The organism is Porphyromonadaceae bacterium W3.11 (assembly GCA_030434245.1).
Taxonomy (GTDB): Bacteria; Bacteroidota; Bacteroidia; order Bacteroidales; family Porphyromonadaceae; genus Porphyromonas_A.
Window position 1 is genome coordinate 167,728 of the sequence record JAUISX010000005.1, and the last position, 16,176, is coordinate 183,903.

Here is a 16,176-nt window from a genome sequence, read left to right on the forward strand (position 1 = left end):
TATAGCAGCTTCTTAACATCGGTGTCACTGCTTTGTGCTTTCTTCCTTTTACCTTTGCGGCGAATTCAAAAGTGCTTAAAAAGTGCTAATAGATAAGTATCCCATTTTTGTGTGGTAATTCATTAAAAACTTTAAATTATTTATGAAACAACAATTTAAACGCTTTCTCTTTTTTATTTTTATGCTCTCCATTCCCCTGATGTTCTTCACATTAGGAGAAGCTCGAGCACAGGGTGGAAGGCAAGAGACTATCTCTGGTTTGGTTTGGGAAAAGTCCTACAACGAGGCCGTGATAGGTGCTAGGGTACAAGTGAAAGGGACTTCTCAAGGTGCCATAACAGACCTAGATGGTAGGTTTATCATTAAGAATGTAACAGTGCCAGCCATTATACAGGTTAGTTATATTGGTTATAAGACTGTGGAGATACCCGTAACATCAGAGACCACAGAACTAAGGATAGAGCTAAAAGAAGACGTTCAAAGTCTTGACGAAGTGGTGATCATCGGTTATGGTGCCTCTGCTCGTAAGCAAGACCTATCCGCATCTGTAGGAGTTATATCTAATACAGATGAACTAACAGTACGCCCCGTATCTTCAGCTACCTCTATGTTACAAGGTCAGCTTGCGGGTGTTACAGTTCAGTCTAATGGGGGTGATCCAACAGGTTTGCCCAGTTTAATAATACGTGGTCAAGGTTCTCAGAATGGAGATAACGTTCTTTGGGTGGTAGATGGAGTACCAGGAGCTCCTATAACCTCAGTCAATGAAATAGAGTCAATTGTAGTGCTGAAAGATGCCGCATCAGCAGCAATATATGGAGCTCAATCTGGGGCTGGTGGAGTAGTGCTTGTAACAACAAAGAAGGCAAGAAAGGGAGCCCCATCTATTTCCTACGATGGTATCGTTGGTTTTCGACAGGCCTCAAACTTACCAAGAGGACTTAATGCAGAAGAACAGCTCAGGATGCGTACGCTTTCGTTGAAAAATGCGGGAAGGACTATTCCCGATGCTTGGAATCCTACAAAGAATCCATGGATCACAACCACTCGTACCAATTGGATGGATGAGATATTCCGGACTGCTACCTATCATCGCCACAATATAGCACTGAATGTGGGTACAGACGTTTCCGCAAACCGCTTTACGTTTTCTTACGATGATAATCAAGGTGTACTGATTGGCACTTACAATAAAAACCTTTCTTTAAGGTACAATGGCTCTTTTGACATTAATAACTATGTGACAATTTCAGAAGACCTAATATGGAGTCAAGGCGATAGTAGAAGCAAAAATACTAATGATGCTTATACGGGCCCAATCTTATCAGCCATTTATATGCCTTCGAGTGCAGAGGTATATAACCCTCTTGATGGGAGCTTTGGAGGAGTCACAACTGAGGACCCCGAATATATCAAAAAGTATGGTCCTAACCTAGCTGCTGCTCACGGAGACGTTGTAAACCCAGTTCGCCTACTGATTGCAGAAAATCGCTTTAATAAAAGTAGTGACTTGTGGTCTACCTCTTCTTTGACGGTAAAAAATATTGTGCCGGGCTTTAAGTTCAATAGCCGTTTTTCTTACAATATCTACAACTCATTTTACAAAAACTTTAATCCTCGCGTGGATGAACCCGGCAAACCAAATGAAGATAATACTCTTTCTCAGAACTCTTATCGCACAGAGGCATGGGATGTCGAGAATACACTTACTTATGATACCACATTGGACAAGCACTCTGTCGGAGCTCTTGTCTCAAGCACTGCAAATCATTGGGAGTCTCGCGGAATGAGCGGGATAGGTAGGAGCTTTGCCGATGAGAGTGCTTCGATGGTGTATATGCCAAATGCTGAAAGTACTTCAGCGGATGACTGGTTTGGTGGACCTGATGCCAATCTTTCGATTGTTTCGCGTCTATCATATAGTTACGATGATCGCTACTTCGCCACAGCTTCATGGAGAAGAGATTATGCTGGACGTCTCCCAGAGAACAAAAACTATGGAGATTTCCCTGCCGTGACAGCTGCTTGGAAGATTTCTAATGAAGGATTCTTTCCTAAAAATGATATCCTCTCACTCCTCAAATTTCGTGGATCATGGGGGCGGATTGGTAATTTAAGCTCCGTTGGAATGAATTATAAGTCCCCGACTCTTGGTCGTACGTTCTGGGATGAAGGTGCACATTATGGAGCAGAGATAAATACTCAGTATAATACCTTTTTCTACTTTAGTAATCAATCCAATCCTAATCTTACATGGGAGACCGCTGAACAACTAGACTTGGGTATAGACCTTGTGATGTTTAGAAATAAGTTATCACTATCTATGGATTATTTTGACAAAAGAACTTTCAACTTAATTCAAGAGCAGACTCTCGGGTGGCCTAGTACAATTGGACTTGATGCTCCATTAATCAACGAAGGGGAAATCAAAAATCAGGGTTTTGAATTAAGCTTCAATTGGTACAATAATCCTATTAAGGATTTCTCATACTCAATTAGTGGTAACCTAACATATCTCAAGAACTGGGTATCTAATATAGGAGTGATGAATAGTGATGGTACTAAAGGGGTATGGGCTGTGAAAAGTTCAGAATTCCGTGATATCCCGTATATGATTCAGACTGCTGAAGGAGAGCCTCTCAATTCGTTTTATCTTATCAAGACTGACGGAATCTTTCAAACTGATCAAGAAGCTGAGGATTATACGCACGATGGGAAACGAATCCAGCCAAATGCAAAAGCTGGGGACCTGAAGTTTGTAGATTTCAATGGTGACGGTAATATCGATAATGAAGACCGCCAATATATGGGCAATGCTACTCCAGATTTCACTTACGCATTGACTCTAGGAGCAACTTACAAAAAGCTTTCTTTATCATTGATGCTGCAGGGCGTACATGGAGCACAAGCACTTAATGTCGCTAAGTATATGACCATGAGCGATGTCAACGGCAATTTCAATAGGGATAGCAGAATTTTAGATGCCTGGTCTCCTACAAATACAGGGTCTAATATACCTCGACTTTCAAAAAATGATCCTAACCAAAACTTTTCTAGACCATCAGACTGGTACCTCGAGGATGCTTCTTATTTAAGAGTCAAGAATGTTACTATTTCGTATGACCTGACCGATGTTATTCGGAACTGGGATCATCTTAATGATCGTATGAGTTCTTTATCTCTCTTCATGAGTGGTGATAACTTACTTACTTTCACTAAATATTCTGGTATGGACCCAGAGACTGGAGGTTGGGATGCTATGAAGTACCCAGTATCTAGAGTCTTCTCTTTTGGTATAAAAATGACTTATTAACGAATCGAATAGAACACTAGAGACATGAAAAAAATAATATATTATATAGGGTTCCTTTTGACAATCGCGACCTTCTCCGCTTGTAAAGGTTTTCTGGATGTTAAGCCTGAAGGAACACCTACGGCAGATAACTACTTCAAGAATGATTATCAGGCTATCAAGATTGTTGATGGCATGTATGCAAGAATACACCAAGAGCAACTCTTCGGGCGAAATCTATTTTGGGAGCAGGGAGCTGCAAATGATATTGTCTGGGGACGATCATCTTCGGGGACTACACTTTGTACATTCAAGTACACTGGTGATGAGTCTAGATTGACTAGTGCGTATGAACACCTGAATGCGTCTATCGCTAGAGCTAACTTCGCTATTGATGGTTTTCTCAAAAAACAATCTACACAAGAACTCTCTGATATAGAGAAGCGATCTCTAGGGGAGTCGTACTTTATGAGAGCCTTTGCTCATTTTTATCTTGCTTATAGATATGCTACTGATGAGCAAGGGTTTCCCTTTGTGAGGTATGAGGATTATGAAGATGGCTATGATAATTCTATCCCTACTCAGAGGAAAAGTGTGATGGAGAATTATCAACTTATTATTGAAGATCTTGACCATGCTATAGAGTACTTGCCACGTTTTGAGGAGTACAGTGAAGCTGATAGGGGCCGTGCACACAAGGTGGCTGCTATAGGGTATAAGGCAAAGGTTAATGCGTATTGGGCGACTTGGGATAAAAGTAGGTGGTCTGAGGTTATTAAGCTGGTGAATGAGCTGGAGACAGAATATAATAGAGGACTAGCTGATTCTTTTGATCAGGTATTCTCTTCTGAGTTTTCTGACTTCTGGAATAGAGAGTACGTATGGACTGTACCAAGCAATGGTGGTACTTTAGGCGGTGGATCTAAGTTTCCTGGAGTTGTACTCGAAAATAAAGGTTGGGGTAAGTATAATGGTTGGGGTCAAATCAAACCGACCTTAGATATCTATGAGGAGATGCTTCTCGATGGAGATGGGAATGACCGTTTGGTTAGATCTATTTTAGCTTATGATCAAGAATTTGTGTATTTCGGTGAGACTATGCGATTCTATGCTGCACAAGATATAGAGTCTGGATTTCAGATTAATAAGTATATGGATGCCTTCAAGCATAAGAATGCTATGGATGATGGCTACGTTAATCCGAATGGTAACTTCATGACTACACGAATTAACTTTCCTATTCTTCGATTTGCCGAGTTACTCCTATTCCGTGCTGAAGCTTACCTGATGACTGGTCGGGCTGATCTTGCGACAATTGATATAAATAGAATCAGAGAACGCTCTCATCTCAAACCCCTAGCGAAGACTGCCACGATGGCAGATCTTTATCATGAGCGTAGATGTGAATTAGCATTTGAGTTCACAGACCATCTTTTCGATTTAAAGCGTTGGCATCGTTCGGATAATGATGAGATTAAGAGGATAGCCACTATGGAGTTAAATGCTCGGCCAAGAGTTCGTAAGTACGAGAATAGAAGTGACTCTAAGTCTAGTTTTAAGATTGACTATTATGATGATTATCAGGATAAGGCTAAGTATCAGGATTATATGATGGTTTTTCCTTATCCACCTATCGTTATAATTAACTCTAAAGGTCAGCTTAAGCAGAATCCTGGATATTGATTGTTTCATAATTTTTTTTTATAATACCTACCTAGTAATGACAGCAGAGTAGTGAATGCTATTACCCTGTTGTCATTACTAAATACAAATTGTTTGAGATATAAAAATTGGAAGTATGTATAAAAAATTGAAACGATTCCTTTTGGTCGCTTTCTTGGCCTCATTCTCAATGCATATGTCGTCGCAAGAACCATCTGACCTCGACGCACTTAAGGTGATGACATTTAACATCCGAATGGAAACAGAGGAGGATGAAGGTAACATGTGGATGTATCGTACGGAGTTAGTAGAGCCATTTCTGAGAGATCAGAACCCCGACCTAATAGGTGCCCAAGAGGTGCTTTATGGGCAGTTGATTGACTTGAAGTCAATGCTACCTGATTATGGATGTATTGGGGTAGGCCGGGAGGATGGCATGAAAAAAGGAGAATTTGCTCCAATCCTGTACAATAAGAATAAACTGATCTTGCTTGAATCTAGTTACTTTTGGCTCTCAGAAACACCAGAAAGACCAAGCTTTGGTTGGGATGCAGCTTGTGAAAGAATAGTTACATGGGCCTTATTCAAAAGAATTTCTGATGATCGTCAGATCTTGTTTGTCAATACTCACTTTGATCATCAAGGTGAAGTAGCTCGTAAAAAAAGTGCTGAGATGATTAAAAAGCTTGTGTCTAAGTGGAGTAGTACTATACCAGTGATAGTTGTGGGTGATTTCAATTCAGTCCCATCATCACCGGTAATTCTTTCTTTAGGAGAGCAATTAAAAGATAGTTATGTCCAGGCGGAGTCTAAAGAAGGGACGGCATGGACTTTTCACGACTTTGGACGTCTCCCTATTAATGAACGCCACCGTATAGATTATATCTTTTATTGTGGTGGTTTAGTACCACTGAGTTACACTAACTTCGATCAGCCATCCAATGTTGACGGTAATATTTGGCTTTCTGACCACACTCCAGTCGTAACTACTTTTAGAATTGACTAATGAAGAACCTTTATTTTACTCTGCTGTACCTTACTGTTGTTCTTATCTTCTCACCTAAGTGTATCGCTCAGGAAGAGCAGCAGCTGCAAGGCAGAGACCGAGAATTGACGCTTCATAGCACTACTCCCTATCATGTAGATTCACTCCCGCAGCTTGATATATATGGTAAGCCACTTAATGTAGTATTGATGAGAGGCGATGGGATGAGTCTTTCACATATATCTTCGTTAATGTCGTTGAATCGAGGACATGTATGGCTCCAAAATGCTACTGTTACTGGACTTATGGATACTTGTGCCCTTGATAGTTTGATAACAGACTCCGCAGCGTCTGGTACAGCTATGGCTACTGGTCGTAAAGCTAAGTATCATACTTTAGGAGTTGATTCAGATGGTACTCCTAGATACAACTTGACCTACTTTGCATTTGATAATGGACTTCGCTCAGGGGTTGTTTCAGTCTGTCGTCTATGGGATGCTACTCCAGCAGCTTTCTGCTGTCATAATCTAGACCGAGACGCATCACAGGAAATTATGGCTGATTATGTTAGCTCTAACGCAGACCTTGTAATTGGAGGAGGGGCATACCTAATGAGCGAGGGTAGAACAGATGGACGTGACTTATTCAGCGAGCTTCAAGCGAAGGGGTTTAATATAGCAACTACCATGGAGGAGCTAAAGGCTATTAATAAAGGAAAGATTTTTGCAGCTCTTGCCTCAGTTGATTTGCCAGAACCTAAAGAAAGGGGTGCCTTTCTTACTGACGTTTCGCTTACAGCACTTAACCATCTTTCTCAGGATAATAAAGGTTTTTTCTTAATGATAGAGGGGTCACAGTTGGATGACTATGCACACGCAAATAATCTCGATTTATTGATGCAAGAGACTGCTGACTTTGATCAAGCTGCTGGAGCAGTGATGAAATGGGCTGCAAATAATGGAAATACCCTCGTCATCATTACAGCTGATCATGAGACAGGTGGACTTACTTTGGTTGGAGGAGATCATAAGGGTACTATAGTAGGGAAGTTTAGTACGGGAGGTCATAGCGGGAGGCTAGTACCAGTCTATGTTTATGGCCCTGGAGCTATTGACTTTACTGGTATATACTCTAATGCTGATCTTTTTCATAAGATTATAAATGCTTTGATCAACAGTCATTTAGAGTAATTGTTTTTGGGAGCGTTCACTGCTACGATTATGAACCTTTTTAAAACCGCTAATTATCAACCGATGTTGGTTAGGATATGAAGTGCCCACATTTTAGTTATATGAAACAAAAACGTTTCCTATAGGAAACATATTTTTTTCCTATGAGATGGAGAACGGCTCTCAATGGAGAGGATGTGGCACTCTCTACAACGGCCTTTAGGATGAGTTTTTATCTCTTTCAATGTCTGTCTATGAGTGGAGGCTTTCATTTCGTTTCCTATAGAACGTTTGGTCGTGAGAGCATTATGATGGATCATATTTTGTAGGACGATAATAGTACTAAAACTCCTTGATAATACTAGAGAAATCAAAATTCCAATGAAGACTTCTTAGGGGTTGAGCGGTTATCACACTCCATTGTGATGAAGCCATACAGAGCTATAGCTAACGATCGGTGGGTCTTTTTCTTCATCCGTGAAGGTGATGTGTACCACCATTAGCATCGTAGGGTAGGGAGCTTTGCCTTGTCTGATCATATCTAAAATGCCCGTAATAGCAGTGCCGTTAGATGAATAAATAGGTGCTCCATCAATGGTGTAAATATCCAACTTTGCAAGATCACCGAATCTCTGTAACATTATATACAACTCCTTAATATCATTTATTTCAGGGCTGTCAGGCCAGCTGATATAACTCCTATCATCAGGGGTGTCAGAAGGGATGCCAAAGACGGAGTTTTTCACCCCTGGGGTACCACCTATTCCACTTTCAGAGTCTGTGCTCCTCGCCCGCCTCCAATTATTCCTTACGGTACCATCATGATCAGGTGAAATGCGTTCCAAGGAGTATCCAGTGCGGTCTCTACTGTCATCACCCAACCACTGTCGTCTATAGATCACTCTGTCAATTACTTTGTCATCTGCATGAGAGCGAAGCTCTATTTCGGAGTACGTAGAGCTGATGGATGGAAAATCTATTCGTTCGACAAAGGTATTAGCGTCATGATCAGGGAATATCCGAGCAAGGCTTTCTGGAAATGAGCTAAGAACAACATACTCCCCAGGCTTAAGTAAGAACGTATTTATCACAGGTAACCAGCTTTTACTGGACGAAGCTTCTTCCTTATTTGCATATGTAAGATAAAGTTCAGAGACATCTATTGTGGAAGATGACCGATTATACAACTCAATATATTTCTCAGCCGTTCCACTGGGTGAAAGCATCAGTTCATTGATGACTACAGAACTCGCCTCAACTCCGACGTGTGGTCGCATCGTCGTATGTAGTCCAGGTGTACCTCCATTTGGGTGATTTGACCTTAGCCATCTATCTGGTTTGTATCCCACTCTTTCGACTGAGGCTTTACCGTGTGGAAATCCTTCTCCATATAGCCTATTTGAGTAATTAATTTGGTCCAGTATGTTCCCGTCTGGATCAACTAATCTTAGTGTGAATGTCCCACTCAATGCTGGGAAATTGGTTAGGGGTACCAGTAGTCCAATGTTTGTGGGATGAGTATTTGCTTCTGGGTAAGCCACTGCAAAAGTATGATTTGCCCACTTAGAGTGAGGGAGTTCATATTTTGTATTTCTGTAAAGAAGCGTCAAATAACCTAGATCTATATCTTCCCCGCTGTTATTATAAAGCTCTATATATTTTATATCTCGTAGGCTACCTGATGTGGGTGGATCCACCATTAACTCTGTGATGAAGATACCCTGAGGTATTTCGATCGAGCTTTCATCTTCAGACTTTCCCATAATGGTAAATTCCAAAGACTCTTTTTCTCCCTGAAGGTTGATTAAATCGGTTATTATAAACCGATACTCAGTATTTGCTTGAAATACTTCGCCCAGCTGTATAATAAGGATGTCAGGAGAAGAACCATTAGCAATCGTCGGGTGATGTCCATCACATGTTATGATGGCTTGAGAAGTATTAACGGACTTATTCAACTTAAGTATGACCTCGCCTAGCTCGTCCACCTTAGAGTCTATTATTTTAAGAGGACTCTCGTCCTGCTCCTCGACCTCATCAGTTACTACTGGTAACATGTAGGAATGTTGCAGTTTTTTCTTAGCTGTAAATTGAGTCTGAAGTTTTATTTTCCATACAGGCATGCCTTGCTCCACCTGGATCACTTCTTTTGAAGTCTGTAGCTCACCATGAGGTGAAAAGGTCTGCATCACTAAGCCTATACCTTCCTCATAAATCACACGCATCTCCAGACCATTCCATGCGGTAGAAGCGAAACGGAGCATGTGACGATCTAGAGTTTCTTGTGAGATTTTATCCCATACTCCAGAGCTCATCTGGAAGTTCTTTTTTAGTAAGAGGATCTCTTTGCTATCAGGGCTAGGCTCCAGTACATATTGGTATAAGGCTTGGTTTTGCTGGATAGAAAAAAGAGTGAGAGAGAAACTGTTTTGTGTCGTCGGAGGGGTCTCAAAAAGAGTACCGAAGCTCCAAATCAAATATCCACTTCTAGGTTTCGCGTAATTATGATGTATAGATGCTCTTCCCGATACGCCGTCGTCTCTATAACTAAGTATGCCTTGATCATATTGGAAGACATCAAGAGTGCCTTCCCAAGCATCAGGATAGTTCTGTGCATTTATAGGAAGAGACGCAAAGGACCATAGTATAGCAAGTATGATGAGGTATTGGTGCCTAAATACGTCCGTCACAATACTGTGTTTTTCTGAAGGCATGGCTATTTCTTCTTTATGATAAGAATATGATTCGATTTAGCATCACAAGATACCTTTATATTCTAGATTGTACAAATAAATATCGCCTTTTTACGGATAGTAGTTAGGGTAAAATTTTTTGATAAAATGGTGTTTTTTAATGGCGTAATATAATTAATGTAGCCCTTCCGTAAATGTTACATGGAGGTAGGTATAATCCTATGATCAATAGGGGAAGATTCTTTCAAATCTTTATTTGTGCGTTGACCACCATCGTGATCTCTACCCCCTTTGTTATTCTTATAAAATAATATGGTATAATTTTTGCCAAGGCGTTACAATACGAATTACACATGGAAAAAGTGTGGATTGTGACGAAAAGTGTATATTTGTGTTGTGGATAGAAGCTAAGGGCTGAAACCACATTTGAATGAAATAGGAAAAAGGGATTTATGACAAGCGAAAAGAAATTTGGAAAGGAATTTGAGCTGTATGCTAAAAAGCATCTGAATGTGAGCTCAGGCGTTCTTGATGATTATACTAAAATATTTAATAATCAGGCATCTAGGGGGTACGTATCTCCTACGATTATAGAGGAACGTCAGCTGAATGTAGCACAGATGGACGTCTTCAGTCGATTAATGATGGATAGAATTATATTCCTCGGTTCGGCGATTGACGACTATGTAGCTAATGTCATCCAGGCACAGCTCTTATTCTTGGAGACAAGTGATCCAGGAAAAGAAATTTCACTATATATTAACTCTCCGGGAGGATCAGTGTATGCTGGCTATGGCATTTATGATACCATGCAGTATATCAGCTGTGATGTATCTACGATATGTACAGGCATGGCTGCTAGTATGGGAGCTATATTATTGGTCGCTGGTGAGCATGGAAAACGCTTTGCTCTTCCACACTCTAGGGTAATGATTCATCAGCCACTAGGTGGAGCTCAGGGGCAAGCATCGGATATGGAAATTACAGTGAGGGAAATCTTAAAGGTCAAGCAAGAGCTATATGAAATATTAAGCAAGCATACAGGCAGAAGTCTGGAGGAAGTCGAGAGAGATAGCGATAGAGACTATTGGATGACCTCCGAAGAGGCTAGAGCGTATGGTGCTGTTGATAAGGTTTTAAGGAAGGAAGAAGAAAAGTAATATAGCATAATGGCCAAAAGAAATAACAGGTCCACAATTGGAGCTGGTCAGCAACACGAAGAACGCTGCGATATTTGTGGTCGTCCTGCAAGTATGGTAGAGTACTTGGTTCCGGGTCCCATAGGTAACCTCTGTGATGAATGTGCTACAACAGTACATAATGCGGTGCAGAAGGCTAAAAAGATGGAACAGAGATCTCAGAAGTTTGCTTTGCCTAAGATAGAGGATCTTCCTAAACCAGCTGAAATTGTAGATTTTCTTGATCAGTATGTGATTGGACAAGAAGATGCCAAGAGGACTATGGCAGTAGCTGTCTACAACCACTACAAAAGATTGATTTATCATCAAGAACTTGAGGAGAAGGGTATCAAAGAAACCAATGATGTTGAGCTAGAGAAAAGCAACATCATGATGGTGGGTCCTACAGGTACAGGTAAGACCCTCTTGGCACGTACTATTGCTCGTATGCTTAACGTCCCATTTACGATTGTGGATGCTACTGTCTTTACTCAAGCTGGATATGTAGGGGAGGATGTCGAAAGTATTTTATCTAGGTTACTCCAAGTAGCTGACTATAATGTCGAGGCGGCAGAAAGAGGTATTGTATTTGTGGACGAGTTGGATAAGCTTGCTCGGAAGCAGGATAATCCAAGCATCACCCGTGATGTAGGTGGAGAGGGTGTTCAGCAAAGTTTGCTGAAGCTCTTAGAGGGAACAGAAGTAAATGTCCCACCTCAGGGAGGGCGGAAGCATCCGGAGCAAAAAATGATCGTGGTAAATACTTCTAACATACTCTTCGTCTGTGGAGGGGCCTTTGATGGGATTGAAAAAAAGATAGCACAGAGAATCAATACTCGAATGGTAGGCTATACAAGTGCCCTAAGAGGTAAGAATGTACAAGAAGGAGATAGCCTATTAAAGTATATCACGGCAAGTGATTTGAGATCCTTTGGGTTAATACCAGAGTTGATAGGTCGTTTACCAGTGCTAACTTATCTTACGCCGTTGGATAAGGAGGCATTAAGAGCAATACTGACACAGCCACACAATGCGATATCCAAGCAGTACCATAAGTTAATGTCTATGGATGGTATTGACCTTAAGGTAGATGATGATGTGTATGACCTCATTGTCGAAAAGGCGATGGAGTATAAAACTGGTGCCAGAGGACTGCGTAGCATCTTTGAGGAGTTGATGAAAGATGCAATGTTTGAAGCTCCATCAACGAACAAAAAGAGTATGAGGATCACTCGGAAATACGCCGAAAAGCATATCAGAAATACAGCGGTATAAGGTGCTGTGTATCTTGGTAATTATTCATGAATTGGTAGAATTTAGCAATTGTTAAAATGGATAAATGGTGTTTCTGTACGTTTTTATTTCGTATCTTTAAGCAAAGAAGAATTTCTTGCAGTGTGATGTGAAACCCACAGAATAGGTAAGAAAATAGATTTATTTGGAATATGAATGACGAACGTACCAGAAAGCTTTATGATACTCTGAAACTATTTTTTGGCTTTGATCAATTTAAAGGTCATCAGCTAGAGATTATTAATAGTATCATGGACGGAAATGATACCTTTGTCCTAATGCCTACAGGAGGTGGAAAGTCGCTTTGTTATCAATTGCCTGCACTAATTAGTAAGGGGACAGCGGTGATTATTTCTCCGCTTATTGCATTGATGAAAAATCAGGTCGATGCTTTGCGTGGCAATTCAAATAATGATAATATAGCCCACTTCATTAATTCTTCCTTATCTAAAGCTCAAATAGATAAGGTTCATGAGGACTTAAGAAGTGGGGTTACCAAGATGCTATATGTGGCACCAGAGAGTCTCACAAAGCTTGAAAATATTGAGCTATTAAGAGAGATAAAGGTGTCCTTTTATGCCGTTGATGAAGCTCACTGTATTTCTGAATGGGGACATGATTTCCGTCCAGAGTATAGGAGGATTAGATCTGTCGTTGATGAGATCATGCCACGTCCTATTGTTGCTCTGACAGCAACAGCTACACCTGTAGTTCAAGAGGATATTAAGAAGAGCCTCAAGATGGAGTCGGCTAATGTTTTTACCAGCTCATTTAATAGGGAGAACCTATTTTATGAGGTGAGAAAAAAAGATAAGGATATCGATAAAGACATTATTCGATTCATCAAGGCAAATAGTGGTAAGACTGGTATTGTGTACTGCATGAGCCGAAATCAGGTAGAGGTTTTTGCGGAGGTCTTGCAAGCGAATAACATTAAGGCTCTCCCATACCATGCAGGTATGGATAGCCAGGTGAGAGACGAGACTCAAGATGCCTTTTTACAAGAAAGGATTGATGTTATTGTGGCGACAATAGCATTTGGGATGGGTATTGATAAGCCCGATGTCAGATATGTAATACATTATGACATTCCTAAGAGCTTAGAGAGCTACTATCAGGAAACAGGGCGAGCAGGTAGAGATGGTGGAGAAGGCATCTGTATAGCATACTATTGTGAAGAGGATGTCCAGAAAATGTCAAAGCTCCTGCAGAGTAAAAATAAAAGTAATAGTGAAAAAGACGTTGGTAAACAACTCTTAGACGAGATAGCCGAATATTCATATTCTCCAATATGCCGAAGAAAATTTTTATTACACTACTTTGGAGAGAGGTATGAGCATGACAATTGTCATAATTGCGATAACTGTAAGAATAAGAAGAAGATTGTGGAAGCAAAAGAATGTTTATTATCAATACTTGAAGCAGTCAAGATATTAAAGGAAGAATTTAAGACTGAATACATTATTGACTTTGTAACAGGTAAGGAAACTGCGGATGTTGAAAATTATAAACACGATAAATTAGAAGAGTTTGGTAGCTGCAAAGGTGAAGAGGTTGAAGTCTTAGAGGCCGTCATTCGTCAGGCTTTGATAGATGGATATCTCAATAAGGATGTGGAGAGGTATGGTGTGCTAGAATTGACAAAAAAAGGAAAAGCATATATCAGAAAGCCAACGTCTTTTAAAATCCAAATTAATGATGCGGATGAAGAAATAGAGGCGGAGCAGAAAAATGCGGGATCGGGAGTAGCCGACCCTCAGTTATATGCTGTTCTTAAGGATCTTTGTAGAAAGATGGCAAAAAAGCTTGAGCTCCCAGCTTATGTTATTTTCCAAGATGCTAGCCTACAAGACATGGCTACATTCTATCCTATTAACATGACTGAGCTCCAGAACATCTCTGGAGTAGGGCAGAGCAAAGCAAAGAAATATGGCGAACCATTTTTGGAGCTTATTCGTGAATATGTCAGAGAAAATGAGATCGAGCGTCCAGAGGATATTAGGATTAGAACAGTACCAAATAAGTCTAAGCTTAAGGTGTCTATTGTTCAGTTGATCGATCGAAAGGTATCTCTAGAAGATATTGCTAATACTCATAATCTGGATTTTACCGAATTGTTAGATGAAATTGAAGCTATAGTATATAGTGGAACGAAGATTAACATCGTCTATTTCATCGAGGATGTCATGGATGAGGATGCTATTGATGAGATCTTTGACTATTTCAAACAGTCCCCAACAGGTAATATTGAACAGGCAATGAGCGAACTAGAGGTGTACGAAGAAGATGAAATACGTCTGGTTCGAATTATGTTCTTGTCAGAATTAGCCAATTAATTTGGTTTTATTGTTTAAATATATAGTACGATGAAGACACTTTACAAAATATCATTCTTGATCCTTATAGTATTCTCTGTTACCTCCTGTCGTAAGAAGGACGATGGAAGTGAATTAAATGATGCTATAACATGGGAGTATTACTCTAGCTCTGTGAGATATACGGACCCTAAGGTACAAGAGGCATTAAGCGAGATAGAGCTTGACGATCAATGTAAAGTGGACATAAAGCTGTTATTTCCACGTACTGATAGTGAGAAATATGAACCATTAAGGCAGGAGTTACATGACTTTCTATTGGATCGATTTGTCGCAGATGGTCATGAAATACTGAATCTTAAGGCAGATGATCCTCAGGCTTTTGTGAATAGCTTTGTGGACTATCAGATCTCAATGTTCAAGGAGGAGATAAGTGAAATAAGTAGCATCTATTTAGAAGGAGATCACACGCCTTTTAGCCTTTTAGTGAAGGAGTTTTATCTCAGTGATTCGTTGCTATATAATAAAAATGGGATTGTCTCTATTGGATTAAATAATTACGAGTACTCAGGTGGTGCCCATGGGACCTCTATCTTTAGCTGTCGTAGTTATGACCTGAAGAATCATAGCCCGATATCGCCATCTACCTTGTTTCAGGATCCTAAGGCTCAAGGGATTTTGGATGCGATTGAGGATCAAATCCTAGCTGACTATGGTGTAGAATCGATTAAAGAACTTCAGGAGTCCAATGGTATATTTAGCCTTACAGGTTCAGAAGTCGTGATGTCGAATGAATTTTACTTCTCCGAAAAGGGTATCACATTTTACTATAATCCATATGAAATAGCAGCATATGCCTATGGATCCACAGAGGTAACGGTCCCATATAGTGTGTTAGCTCCATATTTTAGATCACAGTATCAATTTTTAGGTAAACTATAAAATGAATAACGAAGAAGTTACTCTATTGAAAAGGTTATTTCCTTCGCTTACACAATCGCAAGAAGAGCAATTCAAACTTCTGCCGGAGTTATACAAGGAATGGAACGCTAAAATTAATGTGATCTCTCGTAAGGATATTGAGAATGTTTTTGTTCATCATATTCTCCATTCACTTAGTATAGCCTTATTTACTAAGTTTGCTCCTAATACTAAGGTGTTCGATGTCGGTACAGGAGGTGGACTGCCTGGCATTCCGTTAGCTATTTTATTTCCAGATGTCGAATTTATATTGATTGATAGTATCGCTAAGAAGATAACCGTAGCTAGCGAAATTATCAAAGCATTAAATTTGTCAAATGCTAAAACTTATAGGGGTAGGGCTGAGGAGTATAAAGGTGACCGAGGTGACTACGTGGTCAGTAGAGCTGCTATGCAGATGGATTTACTCGTAAATATATCCCAGCGACTCATTGATACAAAAGCACAAAATAATGCTTTGCCCAACGGAGTGATAGCTCTTAAGGGTGGGGATCTCCAAGAAGAATTAAAACGATACAGGAGGATTGCAATAGAGGAGGATATTCTGAATTATATCCCTGATTATGAATTTTTTGAAACTAAGAAAATAGTATATATACCATTATAAA

General features: G+C 40.1%; 10 protein-coding genes. 9 read left to right on the plus strand and 1 reads right to left on the minus strand.

Translation table 11 applies throughout. From position 1 onward, the window contains the following. Window positions 1–181 precede the first annotated feature (181 nt). The 4 genes from QYZ87_09120 to QYZ87_09135 all read left to right on the plus strand — a co-directional run bounded on the left by QYZ87_09120 (window position 182) and on the right by QYZ87_09135 (window position 7,129). Window positions 182–3,313 (plus strand): TonB-dependent receptor, encoded by a 3,132-nt coding sequence (locus tag QYZ87_09120; protein MDN4754675.1) that lies wholly within the window; start codon window positions 182–184, stop codon window positions 3,311–3,313. Window positions 3,314–3,337: 24 nt separating this feature from the next. Next, window positions 3,338–4,975 (plus strand): RagB/SusD family nutrient uptake outer membrane protein, encoded by a 1,638-nt coding sequence (locus tag QYZ87_09125; protein MDN4754676.1) that lies wholly within the window; start codon window positions 3,338–3,340, stop codon window positions 4,973–4,975. 115 nt (window positions 4,976–5,090) lie between these two features. Next, entirely contained in the window at window positions 5,091–5,960 is an 870-nt protein-coding gene (locus QYZ87_09130; protein MDN4754677.1) for an endonuclease/exonuclease/phosphatase family protein, read from the plus strand. Then, the gene (locus tag QYZ87_09135; protein MDN4754678.1) at window positions 5,960–7,129 is read left to right on the plus strand and encodes an alkaline phosphatase; all 1,170 of its coding nucleotides are present in this window, start codon (window positions 5,960–5,962) and stop codon (window positions 7,127–7,129) included. Before QYZ87_09130 ends, QYZ87_09135 begins: the two co-directional genes overlap by 1 nt. A 389-nt stretch (window positions 7,130–7,518) precedes the next feature. On the opposite strand, the gene QYZ87_09140 is transcribed toward QYZ87_09135, so the two are convergent. Next, window positions 7,519–9,798 carry a lamin tail domain-containing protein gene (locus QYZ87_09140; protein ID MDN4754679.1) on the minus strand — a complete coding sequence of 760 codons (2,280 nt, stop codon included), beginning with the start codon at window positions 9,796–9,798 and terminating at the stop codon, window positions 7,519–7,521. Between the two features lie 455 nt (window positions 9,799–10,253). Between QYZ87_09140 and clpP the strand changes: the two genes are divergently transcribed. From clpP to rsmG, 5 genes are all read left to right on the plus strand, one after another. Further along, window positions 10,254–10,961: an ATP-dependent Clp endopeptidase proteolytic subunit ClpP gene (gene clpP, locus QYZ87_09145; GenBank protein ID MDN4754680.1), complete on the plus strand. Its 708-nt coding sequence runs from the start codon at window positions 10,254–10,256 to the stop codon at window positions 10,959–10,961. A gap of 9 nt (window positions 10,962–10,970) precedes the next feature. Continuing rightward, entirely contained in the window at window positions 10,971–12,254 is a 1,284-nt protein-coding gene (gene clpX / locus QYZ87_09150; protein ID MDN4754681.1) for an ATP-dependent Clp protease ATP-binding subunit ClpX, read from the plus strand. Between the two features lie 170 nt (window positions 12,255–12,424). Continuing rightward, window positions 12,425–14,608 carry a DNA helicase RecQ gene (recQ, locus tag QYZ87_09155; GenBank protein MDN4754682.1) on the plus strand — a complete coding sequence of 728 codons (2,184 nt, stop codon included), beginning with the start codon at window positions 12,425–12,427 and terminating at the stop codon, window positions 14,606–14,608. Between the two features lie 30 nt (window positions 14,609–14,638). Next, entirely contained in the window at window positions 14,639–15,529 is an 891-nt protein-coding gene (locus QYZ87_09160) for a DUF3298 and DUF4163 domain-containing protein (GenBank protein ID MDN4754683.1), read from the plus strand. 1 nt (window position 15,530) lies between these two features. After that, window positions 15,531–16,175 (plus strand): 16S rRNA (guanine(527)-N(7))-methyltransferase RsmG, encoded by a 645-nt coding sequence (gene rsmG / locus QYZ87_09165; GenBank protein MDN4754684.1) that lies wholly within the window; start codon window positions 15,531–15,533, stop codon window positions 16,173–16,175. Window position 16,176: the final 1 nt, after the last annotated feature.

Bases quoted from the DNA above. Each gene is read 5' to 3' on its own strand.
- QYZ87_09120 (MDN4754675.1), top strand. From the start codon at position 182: ATGCTCTCCATTCCCCTGATGTTCTTCACATTAGGAGAAGCTCGAGCA.
- clpP (MDN4754680.1), top strand. From the start codon at position 10,254: ATGACAAGCGAAAAGAAATTTGGAAAGGAATTTGAGCTGTATGCTAAA.
- QYZ87_09160 (MDN4754683.1), top strand. From the start codon at position 14,639: ATGAAGACACTTTACAAAATATCATTCTTGATCCTTATAGTATTCTCT.
- QYZ87_09135 (MDN4754678.1), top strand. From the start codon at position 5,960: ATGAAGAACCTTTATTTTACTCTGCTGTACCTTACTGTTGTTCTTATC.
- clpX (MDN4754681.1), top strand. From the start codon at position 10,971: ATGGCCAAAAGAAATAACAGGTCCACAATTGGAGCTGGTCAGCAACAC.
- QYZ87_09125 (MDN4754676.1), top strand. From the start codon at position 3,338: ATGAAAAAAATAATATATTATATAGGGTTCCTTTTGACAATCGCGACC.
- QYZ87_09130 (MDN4754677.1), top strand. From the start codon at position 5,091: ATGTATAAAAAATTGAAACGATTCCTTTTGGTCGCTTTCTTGGCCTCA.
- recQ (MDN4754682.1), top strand. From the start codon at position 12,425: ATGAATGACGAACGTACCAGAAAGCTTTATGATACTCTGAAACTATTT.
- rsmG (MDN4754684.1), top strand. From the start codon at position 15,531: ATGAATAACGAAGAAGTTACTCTATTGAAAAGGTTATTTCCTTCGCTT.